The sequence below is a fragment of the Sulfitobacter noctilucae genome (assembly GCF_000622365.1).
Lineage (GTDB): Bacteria > Pseudomonadota > Alphaproteobacteria > Rhodobacterales > Rhodobacteraceae > Sulfitobacter > Sulfitobacter noctilucae.
Map to the genome: position 1 here is coordinate 770345 of NZ_JASC01000014.1, position 25972 is coordinate 796316.

Below are 25972 nucleotides of genomic sequence, written 5' to 3' on the forward strand. Positions count from 1 at the left end.
ACTTGGAAGCTGGTGTCAGGGCTGACATAGTAGTGTCGTATTGGCGCGTGCCAAGCCAGAAGCGAAACCGGATGGACATGAGCAAGGCCAAACCGCTGAAATCCAAAAAACAGAAGGTGCCGAAATCCAAGGCGCATCACGTCAGCCTCGGGGTGATGTGGCTGCTGAACCTTGGATTGGGGGCGGTCACAGTTGCGGTTCTGCTGCTGGGTGGGCTTGTGTTTTATCTCAAGAATTACGCTGTGACCGCGCCGGGCTGGGTCCAGACCCGGATCGAGGCCCGCATTGCAAAGGAATTGCCGCTGGCGCGGGTGTCCTTTGGCGAGATGGCTTTTGTGATGGAGGAGGGCTGGCGACCGCGCATCCGGCTGCGCGATGTCAACGTGGATACAGCGGCTGGCGCTGCCCTTTTGCGCGTCAACGAGTTCAAGGCGACGTTTGCCAATGCGCCCTTGATGCGGGGGCAGGTACAGCCCAGCCACATGTCCTTGTCCGGCATTACCGCAGTCTTGCGTCGCAAGGCTGATGGCAGCTTTGCGCTGCAAACCGGACTGGACGACCTGCGCGGTGGCGGGGCCAGTTTGCCCGAAATTATCACCCAGATGGATGCGGCCCTGCAAACCGACACGCTTTCCACGCTGACCACAGCCGAGATCAGGGCCCTTACGCTGCGCTATGAAGACGAATCTTCGGGGCGGGTTTGGACGGTCGATGGCGGGCGGCTGGTTCTGACCCGCGATGCCGGGCGGGTCGACGTGACCGCCGATCTGGCTGTGCTGGACGGTGGCGTCGGCGTTGCGACGCTTGCCGCTAACTATAGCAGTCAGATTGGTGAAACATCCGCCGAGTTCGGTGCCGCTCTCGACGGGTTTGCCGCGCAGGATATCGCGGCGCAGGGGCCGGCCTTTGCATGGCTCGGCGTGCTGCAGGCACCGATTGCGGGAAATGTGCGCGGCGGTTTGAACGCCGATGGTAGCTTTGCGCCGGTCGCTGCCACCTTGCAGATTGCGGCAGGTGCCGTGCGGCCCAACGATGGTACGCCACCTATCCCCTTTGATCAGGCCCGCAGCTATTTCAGCTATGACCCTGCCGCCAAGTTGCTGACATTCGACGAGCTTTCGGTGCGCAGCAAATGGATCACCGGACAGGCGACGGGCACAGCTGTGCTGGGTGTGGATGCGCAGGGCGGCAAATTGACCGATCTGGTCGGCCAGATCAGACTGACGGACCTCTCTGCCAACCCTGCTGGGCTTTACGATGCGCCTGTGCAAATGGCGGGCGCGAACCTTGATTTCCGGCTCGAACTTGATCCCTTTCGTGTGACGCTCGGGAATGCCCAGATCACTGATTTGGACAAGACCCTGCTGGTGTCAGGTGCCATCGGCGCGGACCCCGAAGGTTGGCGCGTGTCACTGGACGGACGCATGGATGCGCTTGATCGCTCCCGCCTGATGACCCTGTGGCCGGAACGCGCGGTGCCGCGCACACGGGCATGGTTGGCTGCCAATCTTCAGGCTGGGCGGATCCGCAACATCGACCTGGCCCTGCGCCGGAGCCCCGATGCTGCTCCGCAGACCTATCTGGCCTTCGATTTCGCCGAGACAGACGTCAAGTTTGCCCGAAACCTGCCGCCTGTCACCGACGGGCGTGGCCATTTCAGCCTGTCAGAAAACCGCCTGGTGATCGCGCTTGATACCGGCAAACTGAGCCCGCCCACCGGCGGCGATATCACCGTGACCGGTTCGTCTTTCATCATTCCCGATGTGACGGCGACGGAAGGCACCCCTTCGGTCGTGCGCCTGCGCACCCGCTCCAGCATCACGGCGGCACTGTCACTGCTGAACCTGCCGCCGCTGTCGGTCATGGACAAGGTCAAACAACCTGTCGCTCTGGCCGACGGCGAAGCCCTTCTGGAAGGCACACTGGCTTTGCCCCTGCGGCCCGGTCAGAAACCACAGGTCGACTATTTTGTGACCGGCGAGTTGGTGAACCTGCGCAGCGACCAACTGGTCAAAGGGCGCGAGATCAATGCGGATCGGCTGGACATCTCAGTCGATAACAGGTCCCTGCGCATCACGGGCCCCGGCACATTGGATGGTGTGCCCTTCGAGGCAGACTATCGCCAGCCCATCGGCGTGGGCGCAGGACCAGCCAAACTGACAGCGCAGGTGGCGCTAACGCCAAAAACCCTCACCGCTTTCAATGTGGCCCTGCCGCCCGGCTCTGTCTCAGGGCGGGCAACTGCCGATGTTCTGGTCACATTGGCAAAAGGCCGCGCCCCTGAATTGTCTCTTACCTCTGATTTGGTGGGGCTGCGGGTGGCCGTCCCCGCGGTCTCGTGGTCGAAGGCAGCAAACCGGGCAGGGCGGCTTGATCTGGGCATGACCCTGTCGCCGGTGCCGGTGGTGGACCGGTTGGCGCTGACAGCACCCGGATTGGAGGCTCAGGGAGATGTCAGCTTTAACGCCGACAAATCGCTGGAACGGGTGCGGTTCGACCGGCTGCGCGTGGGTGACTGGCTTGATGTGCCAGTTGACCTGCTGGGCCGGGGAGCGGGCCGCCCGCTACAACTTGCCCTGCGCGGCGGTACGCTTGACCTGCGACGGGCAGAGTTCGGGGCATCTGATCCAAATCCGGCTGCACCGGCAATGGACGTGCGGCTGGACAGCCTGCGCATCACCGACACGATCGCATTGACCGGCCTGCAAGGGCGGTTTGATACCAAGGCGGGTCTCGACGGCAGCTTTAAGGCGCAACTGAACGGTGCCGCCCCTGTGCAGGGGCGTGTCTTGCCACAGGGTGGACGCAGCGCGGTGCGTCTTGTCTCCGGTGACGCAGGGGCGGTGCTGCGGGCGGCCGGGTTGGTCAAACAGGTCGTTGGCGGAGACCTGTCGCTTGTGCTTTTACCTGTCGGGTCGGGCGGTGCTTTTGACGGGCGGTTGGAGGTCGGCGATGTCAGGATCAAGGACGCACCCGCTATCGCGGCGCTGCTCAACGCCGTATCTGTCGTCGGACTGGTCAATGAATTGAATGGAGACGGCATCTATTTCGATGATGTAGAAGCCAGCTTTCGCCTGACGCCAAATCGTTTGACCCTGACAGAGGGCAGCGCCGTGGGGGCCTCTATGGGGCTGTCGATGGATGGCACCTACGCGCTCGATCAAGGGACCATCGCGATGCAGGGTGTGATCAGCCCGGTCTATCTGCTGAATGGGATCGGATCTCTTTTCACCCGCAAGGGCGAAGGTCTGATCGGGTTCAACTACGCGCTTTCCGGGCCCGCCAAAGAACCCCGCGTTTCGGTTAATCCGCTTTCCGCGCTGACGCCTGCGATGTTCCGCGAGATATTCCGCAGCCCGCCGCCCGATCTGCCGCCCGTGGATGGCATCACAGAAAGCACTTTGCCTCAAGCCGCACGCCCGCCCAAAAGACCGGTTGCCGACAGCAATGTGGGGCGCTAAGGCGCGGATATGAAACTCTCGGACTTCGATTTTGATCTGCCTGAAGACCGCATCGCGACACGGCCCGCCGTGCCACGCTCTTCGGCACGTATGCTGGTGGCCGATGGGGCGCAGATCACCGATGCCCGGGTCACGGATCTGACCGATTGGCTGCGTCCGGGTGACCGGTTGGTGCTGAACGACACCCGCGTCATTCCGGCTCGCCTGACCGGCCATCGTACCCGCGATAGCGCACAGGGCAGGGTCAGCGCCAAGATCGAAGTCACACTTCTGGAACCGCGCGGCGACGGAACATGGGCGGCGCTGGTGAAACCCTTGCGCAAACTCGCGTCCGGCGAAATTGTTGTTTTCAGCGACGACCTCAACGCCACGATGGAGGGTGCCTCAGAGGGGCAGGCCCATTTGCGGTTCAACTGCACAGGTGATGACTTCGATGCGGCGCTGCACGCGGCCGGTGCCATGCCCCTGCCACCGTATATTGCGGCAAAACGCCCGGCGGATGCGCAGGATTTCACCGATTACCAAACCGTCTGGGCCAAAAACGCAGGCGCCGTTGCCGCCCCTACGGCATCGCTGCATTTCGATGACGCGCTGTTGGCGGCACTTAGAACTCGCGGTGTAACATTTTCATATGTGACGCTTCATGTGGGCGCGGGCACCTTTCTGCCGGTCAAGGTGGACGACATCGCGGATCACAAGATGCACGCCGAATGGGGGCAGGTCAGCGCCACGGCAGCACAGGAAATTGCCGCAACCAAAGCGGCAGGCGGGCGGGTGATCCCGGTAGGAACAACCGCCCTCAGGCTGATCGAAACCGCTGCCAAAGATGGCTCGATCCAAGCCTGGGAAGGCAACACGGATATTTTCATCACCCCCGGCTTTACGTTCAACGCGGCGGATGCGCTGATGACCAACTTCCACTTGCCCAAATCAACCTTGATGATGCTGGTGTCCGCCTTGATGGGCACCAATACAATTAAGAAGATCTATGCCCACGCCATCGCAGAGAACTACCGGTTTTTCTCTTATGGTGACGCCTCTTTATTAATCCCAAACGGCCAAATTCCGGAATAGTGGCACGGCGTGTCGCGGACGGGCTTGCCACTCTGCGCCAAAGCGTGCAGGGGCGCACTAACAATGCAAGGAACCTTACGATGATCCAGGTACTTTCCAGCGCATGGGCGCTGCTTTTGGGCATGGGGCTTTTGATGATTGGCAATGGTATGCAGGGCACATTGCTAGGCATCCGGGGCGCGATCGAGAATTTCTCGACCTTCGAGATGTCGATCGTGATGTCGGCCTATTTTGTCGGGTTCTTGGGCGGGTCGCGTATGGCACCCGGAATGATCCGCCGCGTGGGCCATGTCAGAGTCTTTGCGGCACTGGCGTCGCTGATCTCGGCCATCATGATCATCTATCCGACCTTTCCCAACATCATCGTGTGGTCTTTTGGTCGGGTGCTGATCGGTTTCTGTTTTTCGGCGGTCTACGTCACCGCAGAAAGCTGGCTGAACAATGCCGCCGATAACACCAACCGCGGACAGGCCTTGTCGCTCTATATGATCGTTCAGACATTGGGGATCGTGATCTCGCAGGCGCTGCTGCTTACTGCGGACCCTTCCGGCTTTGTGCTTTTTGTGATCCCGTCGGTTTTGGTTAGCGTGGCGGTCACGCCGATTTTGCTGTCGATCACCCCGACACCGGCATTCGACACCACAAAACCGATGAGCCTGCGCACATTGATCGACTTTTCCCCGCTGGGCGCGGTGGGCATGGCCATCGTGGGCGGCATCTTTGCCGCGCAGTTCGGCATGTCCTCGGTCTATGGCGCGCAGGCCGGGCTGAGCGTCGCGCAAATCTCGATCTTTGTGTCGTCCTTCTTTGTCGGTGCCATTGTGTTGCAATACCCGATCGGCTGGATGTCGGACCGGATGGACCGCCGCCGTCTTGTTATCGCGCTCTGTGCTGTTGGGGTTCTGTCATCGCTGCTGGGCATGTTCCTTGGCCATATCTTCAACTGGCTGCTGGTCTCGGCCTTCTTGCTGGGCGGGATGCTGAACCCGCTGTATTCGCTGTTGATCGCCCACACGAACGACTTTCTGGAGCACGAGGACATGGCCGCCGCCTCAAGCGGGCTGATCTTTATCAACGGGCTAGGTGCAGTGATGGGACCGATTGTCGTGGGCTGGCTGATGGGCACCCAAATTGGGCCGCCTGCCTTCTATCTCTACACCGCCATCCTCTTTGGCCTATTGATGGTCTACGCCGGCTACCGCGCGACACAGCGTGCTGCAGTGCCATCTGACGAGACCGGGGCCTATGTTGCGATCTATCCGACCGCGACAGTCACAGCGGTCGAATATGCGCAGGAATACGCCGTTGAGCAGGAAAATGCCGCTGAAACCGAGCTTGATAGCGAGAATACTGTGACAAACCCGCAATAATGACGGTTTTGATATAATTCGTGAGTGGTTTTGAACGGGAATAACCTCCTAGTGTCGAGGGGTTATACCAGTGGCGAAGGAACACGACATGGTGAGCCCCGAAGAGATTCTGGAATTCTGGATTGATGAGATTGGCCCGAAGGGCTGGTACGCGGTTGATGATGCGCTGGATGAGACTATCCGTTCGCGCTTTCTCAGCACGTGGGAAGCGGCATGCGAGGGCAAATTCTCGCTCTGGCTTACCTATCCGTCCGGGGCGCTGGCCTATATCATTCTGATGGATCAATTCCCGCGCAACATGTTCCGGGGTGAGGCAAAGGCTTTTGCCAGTGACCGTATCGCGCTGGCTGCGGCAAAATCGGCGGTGGACCGGGGCTGGGATATGCGCATCGACGTGCCGGTACGGCAGTTTTTCTACCTGCCGATGATGCATTCCGAGAACCTGATGGACCAGGACCGCTGCGTGCGGTTGATGTGTGGTCGCATGGGCGAAGAAGGCGCGAGCAACCTGCTGCATGCCCGGGCGCACCGCGAAGTCATCCGCCGCTTTGGCCGCTTTCCCTACCGCAACGCCGCTTTGGCACGCAGTTCAACACAGCTTGAGCAAAGCTATATGTCGGACGGGGGCTATGGCAGTACAGTGCGCGGGCTTGAGGCAGAGGCCGCCGCTGCCTAATACCTACCTCCGGTGCGAAGTTTGCGAAGCACGACATCGCTGCACAGTGCGGTTGTGATGGTTGCCCAGTTGGTTTAATGGTAAACTAATTTCACCATCAAACCCGTGAGGTGCTGACCATGGCTGCAAAATCCTTTGATCTGATTGTAATCGGGGCCGGGCCAGGCGGCTATGTCGCGGCCATTCGTGGCGCGCAATTGGGCATGAAGGTCGCCATTGTCGAGCGAGAAAATCTGGGCGGGATCTGTCTCAACTGGGGCTGCATCCCGACAAAGGCGATGCTGCGCTCTTCCGAAGTCTTTCATCTGATGCACCGGGCCAAGGAATTCGGCCTGAAAGCTGAAGGTATCGACTATGACTTGGATGCGGTGGTAAAGCGCAGCCGCCGTGTCGCGGGTCAGTTGTCAGGCGGCATCGGCCATCTGATGAAAAAGAACAAGATCACCGTGGTGATGGGCGAGGCGACAATGCGCGCCAAGGGCAAGGTCAGCGTCAAGACCGACAAAGGCACTGAAGAACTGACCGCCAAAAACATTGTGCTGGCCACCGGGGCACGCGCACGGGAACTCCCGGGGCTTGAAGCGGATGGCAAGCTGGTCTGGACCTACCGCCACGCATTGGAGCCAGTGCATATGCCGAAAAAGCTGTTGGTCATCGGATCTGGTGCCATCGGGATCGAGTTTGCGAGCTTCTACAACACTCTGGGTGCCGACACGACCGTGGTCGAAGTCATGGACCGTGTGTTGCCAGTAGAAGATGCCGAGATTTCGGCCTTCGCCAAGAAGGCGTTCGAGAAGCAGGGCATGAAGATCATGCAAAAGGCGATGGTCAAGAAGCTCGACCGCGCCAAGGACAAGGTCACGGCGCATATCGAAGTGGGTGGCAAGGTCGAGACGCACGAATTTGATACGGTCATCAGCGCCGTGGGCATCGTTGGCAATGTCGAAAACCTCGGGTTGGAAGAGCTGGGCGTCAAGATTGACCGCACGCACGTTGTGACCGACGAATGTTGCCGCACTGGGGTTGAAGGCCTGTATGCCATCGGGGATATCGCGGGCGCGCCATGGTTGGCACATAAAGCCAGCCACGAGGGTGTTATGGTCGCCGACCTGATCGCGGGCAAACACGCGCACCCGGTCAAGCCCGAAAGCATCGCGGGTTGTACTTATTGTCATCCGCAAGTGGCGAGCGTGGGGTATACCGAGGCAAAGGCCAAGGAATTGGGCTTTGACATCAAGGTCGGGCGCTTCCCTTTCATCGGCAACGGCAAAGCGATCGCCTTGGGCGAGGAGAGCGGCATGATTAAAACCATCTTTGATGCGAAGACCGGCGAATTGCTGGGTGCGCATATGGTGGGCGCGGAAGTGACCGAGTTGATCCAGGGCTACGTCGTGGGCCGCCAGTTGGAAACCACGGAAGAAGACCTGATGAACACCGTCTTCCCGCATCCGACCCTGTCTGAAATGATGCACGAAAGCGTGCTGGATGCTTACGACCGCGTCATCCATATGTGAGGTCCCGTTGCGGGCGTGAACCAAAGGAGGCGCAAAGCGCGACGTCATTTTTAGTGCGTGCAGGTCGGCGGGGGGCCGTCATCTGGCGTCGTGTTTGGTGAGGTGTTCATCCCGATGTTGAGAAACGGTTCAGGGGCAGGTCTGCCCTGAACGCGCCAGTCCGAGGGTTAAGCGAGTCGTGCCTGCGTCAAGGACAGGCCGGGCAAGCCCGGTGCTGCGCATCCTTGACCCAGCCTCGAATCGCGGTAGCTGCCAGATGGGTCTGGACCGTTTGGCAGGGGGGTGGCATACAGGGCTATGGTCAGTCTCAACCGCGTTGTCATGCAGCCCTCAAGCCGCCGAATGATCAAGGCCCTTGGTCCACAAGGGCTTGATACGGCAGAGATTTCAGGCAAATGGGGACAACGCTTTGAGTTTAAAAGCTATCGCCAGTTCCGCTATCCCGAGTATGATGTCTGCGGTGATCCGTTTTCCGACCCTGCGTCCGGCGCGCCGCTGTCTTTTGATCTGATCCTTGCCAATCAGGTGTGGGAGCATCTGGACCGGCCCTACGCAGCGACGCGCAATGTTTATGCGATGTTGCGGCCGGGGGGGTATTTCTGGGTCGCGGTGCCGTTCTTTGCGCCGCTACATGCCGCGCCGCAGGACTGTTCACGCTGGAACGCGCGGGGGTTGAAGAACCTGCTGATCGAAGGCGGCTTTGCCGAAGATGCAATCCATGCCGAACAATGGGGCAACCGCCATGTGGCGCGTCGCAACCTCGAAGAGATCTGGCCGCCCGTCTATGACGAGGCCACGGACGATATCAGGAATGACCCGGAAATGCCGATTTGTGCCTGGGCGCTGGCCCAAAAGGTCTGAGGGATATGCGTACGCCCTGGGGTCTGATCCTGTTGCTTTGGGGGGCCGGGCTTGGGGCGGCAGCGCAATATGGCAAGATGTCCGTTATCTTTGATTTGCTCCCGCAAGCCTATCCGCAGGCCGGTCCCGCGCTGGGGTGGATTGTATCTCTGGTGGGGTTTGTCGGGATCCTGTTCGGTGTGGTCGCAGGGCTTGTGGTGGCCCGCATCCGCTATCGTCGGGCGTTGCTCGTCGCGCTCTGGGTGGGGGCAGCAATGTCGCTGGTGCAGGCCGCACTGCCGCCATTGCCCTGGATGCTCCTGACCCGCATCGTCGAGGGGGCGTCGCATCTGGCAATTGTCGTTGCAGTCCCGACACTTATTGCCCAGTTGAGCGCGCCCAAGGACCGGGGGCTTACCTTGACGATCTGGGGCACATTCTTTGGCGTGTCCTTTGCCATTCTGGCATTCGCAGGCCGTCCGTTGGCGCTAAATCTTGGACTGTCCGCTCTCTTTTTGGCGCATGCGGTCTATTTGGTGGCCATCGCTTTGACCCTAGGCACGCGGTTGCGGGCCTTGCCGGTGGAGGGGGCGCAACCGGTGTTGTCCTTGCCGCAAATCCTGCGCGACCATATTGTGATCTATCGTTCGGCCTATATCTCTGCTCCCGCTATCGGCTGGCTGTTCTACACCTTCAGCTTTGTGTCGATCCTGACGGTTCTGCCGCCCTATCTGGACCCGGCAGATCGCGCTGCAGTCATGACTGCCATGCCATTGACCAGCATCGCGGTCTCGATGACCATCGGCGTTTTGCTATTGCGCCATCTGACTGCGGTCCGGGTGGTCGAGATGGGGTTTGCCCTGTCGGCTTTGGCGATGGTCTGGCTTTTGCTGACACCAGCGGCACCGCTGGCCTGTCTGGCACTTGCCGCGGCGATGGGCCTGATCCAGGGGGCAAGTTTTGCCGCCGTGCCGCAATTGAATGACCAACCGGCACAACAAGCGCGGGCCAATGGCGCGATGGCGCAAATGGGCAATATCGGCAATACCCTGGGCACGCCTGTAATGGCCTATGCGCTGGTCGCAAAGGGCTACACTGCGCTGCCGCTCCTGGGCGGAGGGGCCTTCCTGTTAGGTTTGGTGCTGCATCTGCTGCTGGGTCGTTTGCGGCGATAGGCGCGCGTTCATCTTTCGTTCTTCTTTTTCCATTGGAGAATCCGACCAGAGCCCCTATTTGTGAACAATGATAAGGGGTGTGTCATGGCAGAGCTGAAAAATATCGAAGTGCGCGGCGCGCGCGAACATAATCTCAAGAACATCGACGTGGATATTCCACGCGACCAACTTGTTGTTATCACTGGGCTTTCGGGCTCGGGTAAATCTTCTTTGGCCTTTGATACAATTTATGCCGAAGGTCAGCGCCGTTATGTCGAATCGCTCAGCGCATACGCGCGGCAGTTTCTGGACATGATGCAAAAGCCAGACGTCGATCACATCTCGGGCCTGTCTCCTGCCATTTCCATTGAGCAAAAGACGACGTCAAAGAACCCCCGGTCGACCGTCGGCACCGTGACGGAAATTTACGATTACATGCGCTTGCTCTTTGCGCGCGTTGGGACGCCTTATTCCCCCGCCACTGGCAAACCGATCGAGGCACAGCAGGTACAGGACATGGTCGACCGGATCATGGCGATGGAGGAGAGCACACGCGCCTATTTGCTGGCCCCGATTATCCGCGACCGCAAAGGCGAATACCGCAAGGAATTCATCGAGTTGCGCAAGCAAGGCTTTCAGCGTGTGAAAGTGAACGGCGAATTTTACGAGCTGGATGAGCCGCCGACACTGGATAAGAAGTTTCGCCACGACATTGACGTTGTGGTGGACCGGATCGTGGTCCGCGAAGGCCTTGAGACGCGGTTGGCAGATTCCTTGCGCACCGCGCTGGATCTTGCAGACGGCATTGCCATTCTAGAAACGGCCCCCAGTGAGGGCGAACCAGAACGCTATACGTTTTCCGAGAAATTTGCCTGTCCGGTCAGTGGCTTCACCATCCCCGAAATCGAACCGCGCCTGTTCTCCTTCAACGCGCCTTTCGGGGCGTGCCCTGATTGTGATGGTTTGGGGGTGGAGTTATTCTTTGACGAGCGGCTTGTGGTGCCGGATCAGAACCTGAAGGTTTACGATGGTGCACTGGCTCCGTGGCGGAAAGGTAAAAGCCCGTATTTCAAGCAAACCATCGAAGCGATTGCGAAGCATTTCGAGTTCAATCCGAACACCAAGTGGAAAGATCTGGACCCGAAGGTTCAAAAGGTATTTTTGCGCGGCTCCGGCAAAGAAGAGATCAAGTTCCGCTATGACGAGGGCGGACGTGTCTATGAGGTAAGCCGCGTTTTTGAAGGCGTGATCCCGAATATGGAGCGCCGCTACCGCGAGACGGACAGCAACTGGATCCGCGAAGAGTTTGAACGGTATCAGAACAACCGTCCTTGCGGCACTTGCGAAGGATACCGCCTGCGTCCGGAGGCTTTGGCGGTCAAGATCGGCACAGAGAACGACCTGCGCCATGCTGGACAGGTTGTGCAAATGTCGATCCGCGAGGCTTTTGACTGGTGCAACACGGTGCCGGAGGCTTTGACGCCGCAGAAGAACGAGATCGCAAAGGCCATTTTGAAAGAGATCAGGGAGCGTTTGGGATTCTTGAATAATGTGGGATTAGAATACCTTACACTGGCTCGTTCAAGTGGTACTTTAAGTGGTGGGGAAAGCCAACGTATCCGATTGGCTTCCCAGATCGGCTCCGGCCTGACAGGCGTCCTCTATGTGTTGGACGAGCCTTCGATCGGGCTGCATCAACGTGACAACGACCGCCTCTTGCTGACGCTCAAGAACCTGCGAGATCAGGGCAATACGGTGATCGTGGTGGAGCACGATGAAGAAGCGATCCGCGAGGCGGATTACGTGTTCGATATTGGTCCAGGAGCGGGTGTGCATGGTGGTAAGGTCGTCAGCCACGGCGTGCCCTCCGCGATTGCGGCAGACCCAAATTCGATCACAGGTCAGTATCTGACGGGGGCGCGGGAAATATCGATCCCTGCCACCCGCCGCAAAGGCAATAAAAAGAAGCTGCAGGTGGTGAAGGCGACGGGCAACAACCTCCGGAATGTGACAGTTGATTTCCCATTGGGCCGATTTGTCTGCGTCACCGGTGTTTCTGGTGGTGGTAAGTCGACGCTGACCATTGAGACGCTGTTTAAAACTGCTTCGATGAACCTGAATGGCGCACGTCAGACACCCGCGCCCTGCGAGACGATTAAAGGGTTGGAGCATCTGGACAAGGTCATCGACATTGATCAACGCCCCATCGGTCGCACACCGCGTTCGAACCCGGCCACGTACACTGGCGCATTCACACCCATTCGCGATTGGTTTGCGGGGCTTCCCGAAGCGAAAGCAAGGGGTTACAAACCGGGTCGCTTCAGTTTCAACGTCAAGGGCGGGCGCTGCGAAGCCTGTCAAGGCGATGGTGTGATCAAGATCGAAATGCACTTCTTGCCGGACGTTTACGTGGAATGCGAAACCTGCAAGGGGGCTCGCTACAACCGCGAGACGCTGGAAATCAGATTCAAGGGCAAGTCGATTGCCGATGTTCTTGATATGACGGTTGAAGACGCGCAAACCTTCTTTCAGGCGGTCCCATCGATCCGCGAAAAGATGGATGCGCTGATGCGTGTGGGCCTTGGCTATATCAAGGTGGGCCAGCAGGCGACCACACTCTCGGGTGGTGAAGCGCAGCGCGTGAAGTTGAGCAAGGAACTCAGTAAACGCTCGACCGGTCGAACGCTTTATATCCTGGATGAACCGACCACCGGTCTCCACTTTGAAGACGTACGCAAGCTGTTGGAAGTGCTGCATGAATTGGTCGAACAGGGCAATTCGGTGATCGTGATTGAACACAATCTCGATGTGGTCAAAACCGCCGACTATATCATCGACATCGGCCCCGAAGGCGGCGACGGTGGCGGAAAGGTGGTGGCCACCGGCACGCCCGAAGCTGTGGCCGAGGTGAACGAGAGCTATACCGGGAGATACCTCAAGCCGATGTTGGAGAAGCAGCGCAAACTGGCCGCGGAGTAGCACGCTGCTTTTCAGGGAGCCGTAAGGCAGAGATCCAGAAGTCTGGCGAAATCCGCTGCATTCAGACTGTCGAAACGGGTGCTGAGGTGTTCAATCTCCGTGGCCCGTTCTTTGCCCAGTACCGGATCCGCGAACAGGTGAAACTTCGTCGAGATATCGGCATCTGACAGCGGCAGATCATTGTCACCTTTGGGGGTGCGTGGCTGGTCTTCAAAACTGCGCCCGTCCGTGGTGCGCAGCGTGACCTGAGCCCAGCGTTTGCCCTCAGAGATTTTCGTGAAATGCGGATCATCGATCAGTGTCACCGCCGCGCTGATCCGCTTGATAGCGGGATCCGAGAGGGTCTCAGCAGCCAGCTCCGGCACCCCGATCTGTCCGCGTACGATCATGGTCGCAACCGGGAAGGCGATGCCATAGGCGAACTCGTCTGGCGTGGCGGGGCTGTGGCCGGCAAGGCGCGTTGCATTGTGAAAGGTTTTGATCTCAACCGCTGCGATCTGCTCATGGGTCAATCCGTGGGTCCCCATCAAATGGGCCACGCTATCGATACTGGGGTGCGCCCAACGGCAGCAGGGGTAATCTTTGTAACTTGTATCCTCGACCGTGCGCCAGGCATCGCCCAAATCCTCCCAGAATTCAGGCGCTTGTTCGCAGGTGAGGGCAGGGGCACCGGTGAACCCTTCCTGTGCCAGATAGGCCGCAACAACGCCTGATGGCGCACCCCAGCCCACGCCATCGCGGACCATCGTCGGGTAATCGATGCACCGCATCATCTGGCTGCGCGGCCCGTGGTATTCGCCGATACCGGCGGCATGCCGCAAAACCTCTGCGTTGCAGCCCAGCATACGTGCGGATGCCACAGCCACGCCAATGGCGGTCCAGGCACCGGACGTGTGATAATCGGCGCAGGTCGCGTGCTGTGCCAATCCTGCGCGGCTGCTGACCTCGTAAGCGACAGCCAAATGGGCGGCAAAGTCCTGCCCTGTCAGGGGTTTGGGCATCACCTCGGCCATTGCGATCAACGCCGGGAACACCGCAGAGCCGACATGCCCCTTGCAGGGCGATGTCGTGTCATGGGCATCCACCGCATCGACGGTAAAGCCGCCCGCCATCGCAGCACCGGCGGGCGAAAGCGCAGTTCCATCCATCAACACGCGTGCCGCGCCTGCCTCGCCCACGCCAAGCATTGCACGCGCCCCACGCACGGCGATCCGGGCCATATCCGTGGTGGAGGCGACAGCAGCAACGCCCATCGTGTCCAAAAACGACCGCCGCAGGATCGAAAGCAAATCGTCAGGCAGGTCGCCATAGGTCAGATCGGCGGCGAAACGATGAAAGGGCAGGGACATAAGCACGCTCCGGCTTGATATGTCCCTAGCCTAGTGTAGGTTGCACCGCGCGATTGCCTAAATGCGACCTCAGTCGTCGCGCCCGCGTGCGGCCAGACGCGGCAGCATGGCGCTGAAATCCTTTCCGCGCCCGTCTTCATGTTCCACGAACTGCTCGTAGAGTTGCAGTGCAAGCTCTCCCATCGGTGTGTCGGCGTTTACGGCGGCGGCGGCCTGCTGGCTCAGGCCAAGGTCCTTGAGCATCAGTTCCGCCGCAAAACCGGGGGCATAGCCATTATCTGCGGGGGAAGTGGGGCCGATGCCTGGAGCAGGGCAGTAGGCGTTCATCGACCAGCTGTATCCCGATGACGTGCTGACGACGTCAAACATCTTTTGCCGCTCCAGTCCCAGCTTATCGGCCAGCGCAAAGGCTTCGCAGGTGGCGATCATCGTGGCCCCGAGGATCATGTTGTTACAGATTTTTGCGGCCTGCCCCGCACCGGCTTCGCCGCAGTGCACGGCTTTCTGGCCCATGATGTCAAACAGGGGTTCGGCTTTGGCAAAGGCATCTACGCGCCCGCCCGCCATGAAGGTCAGCGTGCCGGCTGAGGCACCGCCAATGCCACCGGACACAGGTGCGTCTACAGACAAAATACCTTTGTCTTCAGCAGCTTCCGATGTGTTTCTCGCGCTTTCTACGTCAACAGTCGAACAGTCGATCAACAGACTGCCCTTGGGCATATACCGGATCGCTTCTGCTGCGACCTGACGCAAGATAGAACCGTTGGGCAGCATGGTGATCACCACATCTGCCCCGTCCACGGCCTCTGGAATGCCTGAAACTTGTGTGACGTTCTCTGCCGTTGTCCCGGCTACATCATAGCCCTTCACGCTGTGTCCGGCTTTGGCGAGATTGGTGGCCATCGGTGCCCCCATGTTTCCCAGTCCGATAAATCCTATGGTCAGGGGCGTGGTCATATCATTCTCCTCAAAGGACAGGGCATTGCGCCCCAAAGGTTGCAACATTTTCGAAACAGCCGCCAGCGGTACATCCATGTCCCCGTATTGCCATTTCGGGGAACGGTCCTTGTCGATGATGGCCGCACGAATTCCTTCCAGGAAATCAGCATGTTCGCTTGCACGGTAGGTAAAGCGGTATTCAAGATCCAACGCCTTTTCCAGCGTAAGAGAAGGGCCGCGTAACCTGTGCAACATTTCAATTGTGCAAGCCATGGAAAGAGGCGAAGAGCGCGATAGTTTCTTTAGTGTGTCCTGCGCGAACTCTGATCCGTCAGCCTTCAGGTCAGTCAGAATATCGCCAAGTCGCTCTCCCGTCAGCAGCCTGTCGATCTGCGCTGTATTTGCTTTCAAGGTGCCCGCAGATGGGGACTGCGCAGCCTTTTCAACCACGCTCGCATCGCCAGAGGTTTCAAGGCGTCCGATCAGATCGGTCCACATGAGCTCGGGGACGTAATGATCTGCAAAGCCTGCATAAATTGCGTCTGCCGGTCCCATACGACTGGCGGTTATCCCCAGGTATTCCCCAAGCCGCCCGGGGGCCAGCGCCAGCATCAAAGAGCCGCCGACGTCCGGTACCAAACCGATGCCGCATTCTGGCATCGCAATTTGGCTGGTATCGCCCACGATGCGATGTGACCCATGACAGCCGATACCGACGCCGCCGCCCATCGTGAAACCTTGCAAAAAAGAAACGAAGGGCTTGGGGTAGTTGAAGATCTTGTAATTCAGACGGTATTCATCGGACCAGAATTTCTGGCCATAGGCATAATCGCCTTTGATGCCATTCGCGTAAAGATCGGCGATGTCGCCGCCGGAACAGAAGGCGCGGTCGCCTGCCGCGTTTATGACAACAAGATGGACTGCCTCATCCTCCCGCCACCGGTCCAAGGCTTTCTCAATTGCCAAGCACATCTCATAAGTCAGTGCGTTCAATGCGTTAGGACGGTTCAGCGTGATGCGTCCTGCGCGGCCCGTTATGCGGATGTCGATGTCGCTCATCGGTTTTTCAACATGTCGCGGGCCACGATCACGCGCATGACCTCGTTTGTGCCTTCAAGGATCTGGTGGACCCGTAGATCGCGCACGAGCTTTTCGATACCGTAGTCGGCCAGATAGCCATAGCCGCCGTGTAGCTGCAGGCATTGATCAACGATCTTGCTCCCTGCTTCGGTCACGAACTTCTTTGCCATGGCGCAGAACTTGGTGGCATCCGGTGCGCCCGTGTCGAGCTTCCATGCCGCATGTCTTAGGAAGGTACGGGCCGCTTGCAGCTCGATCTCCATGTCCGCAAGCCGCCACTGCAGGCCCTGGAACTGATCGATGGACTGCCCGAAGGCTTTGCGCTCGCCCATATAAGCGAGTGTATTGGTCAAAGCGACCTGAGCCGCGCCCAGGGAACAGGCCGCGATGTTCAATCTGCCGCCATCAAGACCAACCATCGCATATTTGAAACCCTTTCCCTCTTCGCCGACCAGGTTTGCCGCCGAAATGTTGCAATTGTCGAACTGGACTTGCGCTGTTGGTTGGCTGCGCCAGCCCATTTTGTCCTCCAATCCGCCGAAAGACAGCCCATCGGTGCCGTCTTCCACCAAGACCGTAGAGACACCCGCCGCGCCATCATCCGATGTGCGGACCATGCAGACATAAGCGTCGGAATAACCGCCGCCAGAAATGAAGGCCTTTGTGCCGTCCAGTGTGTACCCTTCGTTGGTGCGGGTCGCGCGCGTCTTGAGCGCGGCAGCATCAGAGCCGGAACCGGGTTCGGTCAAACAATAGCTGAGGACAGTGTTCATCGCGATCACGTCTTCCATGACGCGGGACTTCAGCTCGTCAGAGCCGAAGCTGTCGATCATCTTGGCGCACATGTTGTGGATGGAAAGAAAGGCCGCCACAGAAGGGCAGGCCATCGAAAGAGCCTCGAAAACCAGCGTAGCGTCGAGACGCCCCAGCCCCGTGCCGCCGCCGTCTTCGGACACATAGAGCCCGCCAAGGCCCAATTCGCCGACCTTGGGCCAAAGATCCTTGGGAATGGTGCCATCCCGCTCCCACTGCTGGGCAAAAGGTGCGATGTGTTCTTGGCCGAAACCATAGGCCATATCGAAGATAGCCGTTTGCTCTTCGCTGAGTGCGAAATCCATAAGTCCCCTCCCGGTCGATTAATTGACCATATGTTAAATTCTAATCTTTGCAGAAGTTTTGCAAGTCTTGTGGCCGCCTAGAGATCGGCGTGAAACTCCTCGATCAGATGGCGGACAACGGCCTCGGGCCCATCAGCCGCGCGGACCGCACGTTGACGCGTGCTGCTTGTGCCATTTGCCACCACATCGCGAAGCGTGGCGATTTCATCAAGACAACCAAGGGCTTCGGCGTCTTCCGCAAGCAAGGCGATCAGCTCGTCCAGCATCACATTAAAGGGCCGGATGGCGCGTTCGCCGAAGTCGATCAGCCCTTCGGTGACGCCGTAGCGCTGCGCACGCCAGCGGTTTTCCGAAATCAGGAATGCGTCATAGGCCCGCCAACGCAGATTGTTGTCGCGCAAACGCAAGAGCATACGGACCAGCGATTGTGTGAGGCCTGCCAGGGCCAGAGCATGCTCCATCCTCGGCTGCACGTCGCAAATGCGCGATTCCAGTGTGGGGTAATGGTCAGAGGGGCGCAGATCCCACCAGATTTGCGTGGTATCCTGGATTACGCCTAAGTCGATCAGTGTGCCAGTTGTGCGTTCATACTCGCCCCAGCTGGCAAAAACCGGTGGCAGCCCGGTGCGGGGCATATTGTCAAAAACTGACAACCGGTAAGAGGCAAGGCCGGTGTCTTCGCCTTGCCAAAACGGCGAGGAGGTGGACAGCGCCAGGAGATGCGGCAGGAAATATGCCAGTTGTGGCATCAGGTCGATGCGGCTGGGATTGTCCGCAATGCCGACATGGACGTGCATGCCTGAAATGAGCATGCGGCGGGCGACGCCCTCTAGCTCTTTTTCCAATTGGGCATAGCGGTCCTTGTCGGTGTGAACCTGCTGTTTGTAATCGGTAAACGGGTGGCAGGAGACAGCAATGGGGGCAAGATTGTGCTTGGCGGCCTCAGTAGCGATGGTGCGGCGCAGATGGCCCAGATCGCTGCGGGCCTCGGCCACATTGGTGCAGACCTTTGTGCCGACTTCGATCTGGCATTGCATGAATTCGGGGCTGACCTGATCCTGAAGAGCCGTCTTGCAACTGGTCATCAGGGCGTCGGGGGCCGCGGCCAGCGCGAAGCTGTCGCGGTCCACCAGTAGATATTCTTCTTCGATGCCAATGGTGAAACTGTCTTGCACGGGGGGCTCCATCGGCTGGGAGGGGTGGGCAGGACGCCCACCCCATTGTTGTTACTCCATCACGGGGATGGAGAATTCGCCACCTTCCTTGATGCCCGATGGCCAACGGGCAGTCACGGTTTTGGTGCGCGTGTAGAATTTGAACGCATCCGGCCCGTGCTGGTTCAAATCACCGAAGACAGATTTCTTCCAGCCGCCAAAGGTGTGGTACGCCAGCGGTACAGGGATCGGCACGTTGATGCCGACCATACCGATGTTGATGCGGTTGGCAAAATCACGCGCGGCGTCGCCATCGCGGGTAAAGATCGCGGTGCCGTTGCCGTATTCATGATCCATCGCCAGACCCAGTGCTTCTTCGTAGCTTTGGGCGCGGACACAGGTCAGGACAGGCCCGAAAATTTCCTGTTTGTAGATATCCATGTCCTTGGTGGCGCGGTCAAACAGGTGTGGCCCGATGAAATAGCCGTCCTCATAGCCTTGCAGTTTGAAATCACGTCCATCAACAACCAGTTCCGCGCCCTGATCGATGCCGGTTTGTACCAGGCGTTCGATATTGGCCTTTGCCTGTGCGGTGACAACGGGGCCATAGTCGACATCCTTGCCGGAGGTATAGGGGCCAACTTTGAGCTTTTCGATGCGCGGGACCAGCTCTTTGATCAGCCTGTCGGCCGTTTCATCGCCCACGGGAACGGCGACGGAAATCGCCATGCAGCGCTCGCCTGCCGCACCGTAGCCTGCACCCACAAGGGCGTCAGCCGCTTGGGCCATATCTGCGTCCGGCATAATGATCATATGGTTCTTGGCACCGCCAAAGCACTGCACACGTTTGCCGTTCGCACAGCCCGTCGCGTAGATATATTCCGCGATCGGCGTGGAGCCCACGAAGCCGACAGACTGGATGATTTCGTCGTGCAGGATGGCATCGACGGCTTCTTTGTCGCCGTTCACGACTTGCAAGATGCCTTTCGGCAGGCCCGCTTCCTCGGCCAGTTCCGCCAACATCAGCGGTACGGAAGGGTCACGCTCTGACGGTTTGAGGATAAAGGCGTTGCCGCAAGCAATAGCGGGCGCGAACATCCACATGGGGATCATGGCGGGGAAGTTGAAGGGTGTGATGCCAGCGGTCACGCCGAGGGCCTGCCGCATGGAATACATGTCGATGCCCGGGCCCGCACTGTCGGTATATTCGCCTTTCAGGAGTTGTGGCGCACCGATGCAGTATTCCACAACTTCCAGCCCGCGCTGCACGTCGCCTGCGGCGTCGGGCAGGGTTTTGCCATGCTCGCGGCTGAGTGCTTCGGCAAGCTTGTCCATGTCGCGGTTCAGCAGCGTGACCAGTTTCATCAGCACACGGGCCCGGCGTTGCGGATTGGTGGCGGCCCATGCGGGCTGGGCGGCTTGGGCATGTGCCACGGCTTGGGCCATCTCTTCTTTTGATGCCAGCGGGCATTTGGCCTGCACTTCGCCTGTGGCGGGGTTCATCACGTCCGCAAAGCGGCCCGAGGTGCCTTTTACATGGGCGCCGTTGATGTAGTGGGTGAGTTCTTGCATTGGGAATCCTCCTTATTTCTGCCGAGTGTAGTCTTGCAAAATGGCAAGGCAAAGAGGCAAGGTTGCAAATTGGTTTTGCGTTTTTGCCTGTATCTCGGGCTGTACCGGGTATTTGTAAAAGGGTGAATGGGGGGTGTGGTGCAGAATTGGGATGACCTGAGATTGTTTTTGGCGGTGGCACGCGCGCGCAGCCTGTCGGGGGCGGGTAAGGTCTTGCGGCTGGATCCTGCGACATTGGGACGCCGAGTTGCGCGGCTGGAAAAGACATTGAACGCGGCGCTTTTTGTGAAATCACCGCAGGGCTATGCGCTGACCGGGGTCGGGGAGCAATTGCTGGAGCGGGCCGAGGCGGCGGAGCAAGCGATGCGCCTTGCCACGGCTGGTGTGCGTGCGCCGAACGAAGAATTGAGTGGTCAGGTGCGGATCGGGGCGCCTGACGGGGCGGCGAATTTTCTATTGCCACAGGTCTCTGCTGCCTTGGCGCAGGATCATCCGGCGCTGGATATTCAGATTGTTGCCTTGCCGCGGGTGTTTAACCTGTCGCGGCGCGAGGCGGATATGGCCATTGCGGTGAGCGCGCCCGATACGGGTCGGCTGATGGTGCAGAAGGTGACCTCTTACAAGCTGCATCTGGCGGCGGCGGAAACCTATCTTGAGGGGCATCCCGAAGTGCAGGGCGTGGCTGATCTGAAAGAACACCGGATCGTAGGGTATATTCCGGATATGATTTTTGACCGGGAGTTGGACTACCTTGCCGATCTGGGGCTGGGACGGGTGGCTGTGGCGTCAAATTCCGTCTCTGTCCAAAGCCAGATGATCCGGCAGGGGGCGGGAATCGGTGTCGTGCATGATTTTGCCCTGCCATTCCTGCCCGGCGTGCGGCGCATTCTGTCGGACAACGTGCATCTGGAGCGGGCATTTTATCTCATTCGCCATGCGGATGATCGCACCAACCAGAGATTGAGCCAGTTTGCCGAACTTTTATCAGCGGCTTTGCGGTCCGAAGTCGCGCGGCTTGAGGCAAAAGCTTGACAGGACATGAGGTTGTGGCGGACGCTGGAAGGCAGAAGACAAACCTGAAAAGCGAGGGACGCCATGCTGGTTGCACAAATCTTGAAATCGAAGTCCGACGAAAGGGTTGTCACATCGCCGCCCAGCATGCTGATATCGGAGGCTGCGGCGGAACTGTCGGCCAAGCGGATCGGTACGCTGGTGATCTCGTCCGATGGCAAGACGCCGTTGGGCATTCTGTCCGAGCGGGACATCGTACGGGAGCTGGGCAAGCAAGGGGCAGGGTGCCTGACACAGACGGTGGACAAGTTGATGACATCCAAACTGGTCACTTGCGGGTTGGAAGATCGCGCCGATGCGATCCTTGAGCTGATGACCGAAGGGCGCTTCCGTCACATGCCGGTGCTGGAAGGCGGGGCCTTGGTCGGGCTGATTTCATTGGGCGACGTGGTCAAAGCGCGGTTGATGGAACTTGCGATGGAGAAAAATGCGCTTGAAGGGATGATCATGGGCCATTGATCCGGGATACTGGGTTGCACCCCAAGGCGCAGCATGCTTGCTTGCGCCGAAGATAGGATAGTCAGGATCGAACCATGCGTATTGGCCTTTACCCAGGCACTTTTGACCCCATCACTTTGGGTCATATCGACATCATCCGCCGTGCGGCCACTTTGGTCGACAAGTTGGTGATTGGCGTGGCGATCAACCGCGACAAGGGGCCGCTGTTCTCGCTTGAAGAGCGGGTGGCCATGATCGAGGCGGAATGTGAAATCCTCGCTGGGTCCACCGGCATCGAAATTGTGGTGCACCCTTTCGAAAATCTGTTGATCAATTGCGCCCGCGATGTTGGTGCGCAAATGATTGTGCGCGGTCTGCGGGCCGTGGCGGATTTTGAGTACGAATATCAGATGGTTGGCATGAACCGACAGCTTGATACCTCGGTCGAGACGGTTTTTCTGATGGCAGAGGCCCAGCATCAGGCGATTGCCAGCAAGCTGGTCAAAGAAATTGCGCGGCTGGAAGGCGACATCAGCAAATTCGTGACGCCCAATGTGGATAAGGCAGTGCGCGGCAAATTCGCGGACTAGAGTAGGCGGGCCATCACGCCGGCGGTGTCCAGCATCCGGTTGGAAAACGCCCATTCGTTGTCATACCACGCCAAGACACGCGCTTGAGTTCCCGCCTGAACCGATGTTTGATCGGTGGCGACAATGGCGCTGGCCGGGTCTCCTGCAAAATCCACAGACACAAGTTTGCGGTTGGTTGTATCCAATACGCCGCGCATGGGACCTGAGGCGGCTTTTCGCATCACTTCGTTGACCTCGTTCACGTCCGTCGCTCGGTCCAATTCGACAACCAAATCACAACAGGAGACATTTGGTGTCGGCACGCGGATCGCGGTGCCGGTGATGCATCCAGCCAGATCAGGAAGCACCAAGCCCAGCGTTTCTGCCGCGCCGGTGGTCGTGGGGATCATCGACAGCCCGGCCGCCCGCCCGCGGGAGAGGTCTGTGTGGGCTTGATCATGTAAAGGTTGGGCGCCGGTGTAACTGTGCACCGTGGTCATATGGCCCCGCTGGATGCCAAAGGCCTGTTGCAGTACTTGCACCACCGGCACCAGACAATTCGTGGTGCAAGATGCATTGCTGACAAGGACATCATCGGCCGTGATCAGATCGTGATTCACGCCGTAAACGATTGTTTTTATTGCCCCCTGCGCCGCGGGTGCAGAGAGCAGCACGCGCCGCGCACCGGCGGCGAGATGCAGGGCGGCGCGATCTTTTGTCAGGAAATAGCCGCTGCATTCCAGAACGATGTCCACGTCATCCCAGGGCAGTTCTTCCGGCGATGACGCCGCCGTCAGGCGGATGGGGCCTGCGCCCACGTCAAGGGTCTGGTCTTCTATGCGCATAGGGCCGCGATATCGACCGTGAAGGGAATCGAATTCGAACAGATGTGCCAAGGTCTTTGCTGGTACCGGATCGTTGATTGCGACGACCTGAAACTGCGTGGACTCTCGTGCCATCAGTGCGCGTAACACTGTGCGGCCAATCCGACCGAAGCCATTTATTGCAAGGGTAACCGTCATCACGCCGCCTTTTGATCAAATTTCTGAACGGAGGATGGCGGCAAGCCACCGCAAGTCAACGGCTGTAGATCGGGAAAAAAGTACCGATACAATTTAAGATAGGCCGTGACTTCGAAGAGAGGGCAGGACCGGATCAGCGCCAGAAGGCGATCCACTCGATCAGTTCAAACATCTTTTTGCCGAGAAAGATCATATGCTCTGTCCCATAGAACAGAACATCGACCACAACAGCAGAAACAAGCAACAGGGCAAGGATGGCTGCGATGGTGTTGGTCAAGTGAAAAGCTCCGGCAGGGGTGTGCCCGATATGACAGGGGCGACGGGGCCGCGCAAGTCGCGGGCGCGGCCCTGACCGGAAGGCTGGTTAATCCAACTGACCCATAGCAACGGCCACATCTGCCATACGAACAGAGAACGCCCATTCGTTGTCGTACCATGCCAAGACCCGCACCGTACGGCCTGCTACTACGATGGTCTGGTCCGGCGCAAAGATGCAGCTTTCCTCGGTGTGGTTAAAATCGACGCTGACCTTCTGCTCCGGGTCATAGCCCATTACGCCCTTCATATGCCCTTTGGCGGCGGCTTTGGCAGCGGCGTTAACCTCTTCGACGGTCACATCGCGCGAGGCGGTAAAGGTCAGGTCCACGGCAGAAACATTCGGCGTTGGCACGCGCATGGCAGTGCCGTCGAGCTTGCCCTTCATTGCCGGATATACATTGCCCAAGGCTTTGGCTGCCCCTGTTGACGTGGGGATCAGCGACATCGCAGCGGCCCGCGCGCGGTATAGATCAGCGTGGCGACGGTCCAGCGTGGGCTGGTCGCCCGTGTAGCTGTGAATGGTTGTCATCAGACCGCTCTCGATGCCGATGGCCTCGTGCATGACCTTGGCAAGCGGGGCAAGACAGTTCGTGGTGCAGGACCCGTTCGAGATCATTTTGTCAGTGGCGACCATCGTGTCATGGTTCACACCGTAAACGACTGTGCGATCGACGTTCTTGCCCGGAGCGGATAGCAGCACGCGCTTGGCTCCCTGCTTCAGGTGCACGTTTGCCTTGTTGCCATCGTTGAACTGGCCGGTGCATTCAAGAACCACATCGCAGCCGCTCCAGTCGAGCTCTTCCAAGCGATAGGACGACATGACGTCGATGTCATTCTGGCCGAGGTTCAGATACCCGTCTTCGATCCGGACTTCGCCGGGAAACCGCCCATGCACCGAATCGTATCTCAGCAAGTGGGCTGCGGTTTCCAGCGGGCCGGTTGCGTTCAGCTTGACCACTTCAATGTCTTTACGCCCCGATGCCGCGATATGGCTCAGTGTGCAGCGGCCAATGCGGCCAAATCCGTTGATGCCAACTTTAATGGTCATGTGTGAAGTCCCTTCGGGGTGGATGCTTGGCCGCTCTATAGCTGGGTGGCGGGCAAAGGTTAAAGGGCCAAAGGGGTTGGATAAGTCTCTGTTAGCGCTAAATATTCATGTTAGCGATAAAGTCGGGGGGTTGCTTGACCGGCAAGAGGCGCTAGGAAGAGTAGAACGGTGATAAGGAGCCTTCGAGATGAGCGGATTGATTGCATTGTTGGACGATGTGGCAGCAATTGCCAAAGTTGCGGCCTCTTCCATTGACGATGTCATCGGACAGGCTGCAAAGGCCGGGACCAAGGCCGCCGGTGCCGTAATCGACGATGCCGCCGTGACGCCGAAATACGTACAGGGGTTCGAGGCCAGCCGCGAATTGCCGGTGATCTGGCGGATCACCAAAGGCAGTCTCAAGAACAAACTGGTCTTCTTGCTGCCGGCTGGCCTGGCGCTGTCTGCCTTTGCGCCTTGGGCCATTGCACCGCTGCTTATGTTGGGCGGTGCCTATCTGTGCTTTGAAGGGGCCGAGAAGGTGGCCCACGCCTTGGGGTGGGCACACGGCCATGAAGATTTCGCACATAAGGAAGAGGTCATAGAAGACCCCGCGCATCTTGAAGAGCAAAAAGCGCAGGGTGCGATCAAAACGGATTTCATCCTGTCAGCAGAAATTATGACGATTGCCCTATCCGCCATCCCAACCAGCACATTCTGGATGGAGGCCGCAACGCTGGCTGCCGTGGCCGTTATGATCACTGTGGCGGTCTATGGATCGGTGGCGATCATTGTGAAGATGGATGATCTGGGGCTGGTCATGGCCAACAAGGGGCGATTGGGCCTCACGCGCACCTTGGGCCGAGCCATTGTGCGCGGGATGCCGGGGTTCCTGAAACTGCTGACAATTGTTGGCACGGCAGCGATGCTGTGGGTCGGTGGGTCGATCATCGTCCACGGGCTGGAAGAATTGGGGCTCGGCACGTTGGGTCATTGGATCCATGACGCAGCCTATGCCGTTGCCCACATGGTGCCGCCCGCGATTGAAGGCGCGACCGAGTGGGTCGCCAAAGCTGCAATGGACGGTGTCTTTGGTTTGGCGCTGGGGCTGCTGCTGATCCCGATCGGGGAAAAGATTGTCACCCCCGCGTGGCGCGCCATTTTTGCAAGAAAGCCAAAAAAGGCATAGTTTGCGAATGGCGCGCAGCCCGGTCTAAATAGGGGCAGGTATGTCGCGTGGACCCACT

General features: G+C 58.9%; 20 protein-coding genes. 12 read left to right on the plus strand and 8 right to left on the minus strand.

What is annotated here, in order from left to right:
- Nucleotides 1-77 precede the first annotated feature (77 nt).
- The 8 genes from Z945_RS0113890 (at nt 78) to uvrA (ending at nt 13068) form a co-directional block, all read left to right on the plus strand.
- The gene (locus tag Z945_RS0113890; RefSeq protein WP_161634098.1) at nt 78-3461 is read left to right on the plus strand and encodes a YhdP family protein; all 3384 of its coding nucleotides are present in this window, start codon (nt 78-80) and stop codon (nt 3459-3461) included.
- A gap of 9 nt (nt 3462-3470) precedes the next feature.
- Complete coding sequence (gene queA, locus Z945_RS0113895) at nt 3471-4535, plus strand: tRNA preQ1(34) S-adenosylmethionine ribosyltransferase-isomerase QueA (RefSeq protein WP_025052712.1); 1065 nt, start codon at nt 3471-3473, stop codon at nt 4533-4535.
- A gap of 80 nt (nt 4536-4615) precedes the next feature.
- On the plus strand, nt 4616-5905 hold the full coding sequence (locus Z945_RS0113900) for an MFS transporter (RefSeq protein WP_025052713.1): 1290 nt from the start codon (nt 4616-4618) through the stop codon (nt 5903-5905).
- 88 nt (nt 5906-5993) lie between these two features.
- A complete protein-coding gene (locus Z945_RS0113905) occupies nt 5994-6581 on the plus strand; it encodes a DUF924 family protein (RefSeq protein WP_025052714.1) in 588 nt (195 codons plus the stop codon).
- Nucleotides 6582-6700: 119 nt separating this feature from the next.
- The gene (gene lpdA, locus Z945_RS0113910) at nt 6701-8095 is read left to right on the plus strand and encodes a dihydrolipoyl dehydrogenase (protein ID WP_025052715.1); all 1395 of its coding nucleotides are present in this window, start codon (nt 6701-6703) and stop codon (nt 8093-8095) included.
- A 297-nt stretch (nt 8096-8392) separates the two neighbouring features.
- On the plus strand, nt 8393-8956 hold the full coding sequence (locus tag Z945_RS0113915) for a methyltransferase (RefSeq protein ID WP_025052716.1): 564 nt from the start codon (nt 8393-8395) through the stop codon (nt 8954-8956).
- Between the two features lie 5 nt (nt 8957-8961).
- A complete protein-coding gene (locus Z945_RS19720; RefSeq protein WP_037971075.1) occupies nt 8962-10110 on the plus strand; it encodes an MFS transporter in 1149 nt (382 codons plus the stop codon).
- Between the two features lie 84 nt (nt 10111-10194).
- Nucleotides 10195-13068, plus strand: a complete 2874-nt coding sequence (gene uvrA, locus Z945_RS0113925) for an excinuclease ABC subunit UvrA (protein WP_025053694.1) — start codon at nt 10195-10197, stop codon at nt 13066-13068.
- A gap of 11 nt (nt 13069-13079) precedes the next feature.
- Here the strand turns inward: uvrA and Z945_RS0113930 are convergent, their stop codons facing one another.
- The 5 genes from Z945_RS0113930 to Z945_RS0113950 all read right to left on the minus strand — a co-directional run bounded on the left by Z945_RS0113930 (nt 13080) and on the right by Z945_RS0113950 (nt 20280).
- Nucleotides 13080-14417 carry an MmgE/PrpD family protein gene (locus tag Z945_RS0113930; protein ID WP_025052717.1) on the minus strand — a complete coding sequence of 446 codons (1338 nt, stop codon included), beginning with the start codon at nt 14415-14417 and terminating at the stop codon, nt 13080-13082.
- Between the two features lie 69 nt (nt 14418-14486).
- Nucleotides 14487-16415, minus strand: a complete 1929-nt coding sequence (mmsB, locus tag Z945_RS0113935; RefSeq protein ID WP_025052718.1) for a 3-hydroxyisobutyrate dehydrogenase — start codon at nt 16413-16415, stop codon at nt 14487-14489.
- Nucleotides 16412-17554 carry an acyl-CoA dehydrogenase family protein gene (locus Z945_RS0113940; RefSeq protein ID WP_025052719.1) on the minus strand — a complete coding sequence of 381 codons (1143 nt, stop codon included), beginning with the start codon at nt 17552-17554 and terminating at the stop codon, nt 16412-16414. The genes mmsB and Z945_RS0113940 overlap by 4 nt, the downstream gene beginning before the upstream one ends.
- Before the next feature lie 77 nt (nt 17555-17631).
- On the minus strand, nt 17632-18729 hold the full coding sequence (locus Z945_RS0113945; protein ID WP_025052720.1) for a carboxylate-amine ligase: 1098 nt from the start codon (nt 18727-18729) through the stop codon (nt 17632-17634).
- A 51-nt stretch (nt 18730-18780) separates the two neighbouring features.
- On the minus strand, nt 18781-20280 hold the full coding sequence (locus Z945_RS0113950) for a CoA-acylating methylmalonate-semialdehyde dehydrogenase (RefSeq protein WP_025052721.1): 1500 nt from the start codon (nt 20278-20280) through the stop codon (nt 18781-18783).
- Nucleotides 20281-20415: 135 nt separating this feature from the next.
- Here Z945_RS0113950 and Z945_RS0113955 point away from each other — a divergent pair, with 135 nt between their 5' ends.
- The 3 genes from Z945_RS0113955 to coaD all read left to right on the plus strand — a co-directional run bounded on the left by Z945_RS0113955 (nt 20416) and on the right by coaD (nt 22379).
- Nucleotides 20416-21312 (plus strand): LysR family transcriptional regulator, encoded by an 897-nt coding sequence (locus tag Z945_RS0113955; protein ID WP_025052722.1) that lies wholly within the window; start codon nt 20416-20418, stop codon nt 21310-21312.
- A 63-nt stretch (nt 21313-21375) separates the two neighbouring features.
- Complete coding sequence (locus tag Z945_RS0113960; RefSeq protein ID WP_025052723.1) at nt 21376-21810, plus strand: CBS domain-containing protein; 435 nt, start codon at nt 21376-21378, stop codon at nt 21808-21810.
- Between the two features lie 74 nt (nt 21811-21884).
- Nucleotides 21885-22379 carry a pantetheine-phosphate adenylyltransferase gene (gene coaD / locus Z945_RS0113965; RefSeq protein ID WP_025052724.1) on the plus strand — a complete coding sequence of 165 codons (495 nt, stop codon included), beginning with the start codon at nt 21885-21887 and terminating at the stop codon, nt 22377-22379.
- On the opposite strand, the gene gap (Z945_RS0113970) is transcribed toward coaD, so the two are convergent.
- The 3 genes from gap (Z945_RS0113970) to gap (Z945_RS0113980) all read right to left on the minus strand — a co-directional run bounded on the left by gap (Z945_RS0113970) (nt 22376) and on the right by gap (Z945_RS0113980) (nt 24746).
- The gene (gene gap / locus Z945_RS0113970; RefSeq protein WP_025052725.1) at nt 22376-23380 is read right to left on the minus strand and encodes a type I glyceraldehyde-3-phosphate dehydrogenase; all 1005 of its coding nucleotides are present in this window, start codon (nt 23378-23380) and stop codon (nt 22376-22378) included. The genes coaD and gap (Z945_RS0113970) overlap by 4 nt on opposite strands.
- Nucleotides 23381-23513: 133 nt before the next feature.
- A complete protein-coding gene (locus tag Z945_RS20705) occupies nt 23514-23657 on the minus strand; it encodes a hypothetical protein (protein WP_025052726.1) in 144 nt (47 codons plus the stop codon).
- A gap of 87 nt (nt 23658-23744) precedes the next feature.
- Nucleotides 23745-24746 carry a type I glyceraldehyde-3-phosphate dehydrogenase gene (gene gap / locus Z945_RS0113980; protein ID WP_025052727.1) on the minus strand — a complete coding sequence of 334 codons (1002 nt, stop codon included), beginning with the start codon at nt 24744-24746 and terminating at the stop codon, nt 23745-23747.
- A 187-nt stretch (nt 24747-24933) separates the two neighbouring features.
- Between gap (Z945_RS0113980) and Z945_RS0113985 the strand changes: the two genes are divergently transcribed.
- Complete coding sequence (locus Z945_RS0113985) at nt 24934-25914, plus strand: DUF808 domain-containing protein (RefSeq protein WP_025052728.1); 981 nt, start codon at nt 24934-24936, stop codon at nt 25912-25914.
- The last annotated feature ends 58 nt before the right edge of the window (nt 25915-25972 follow it).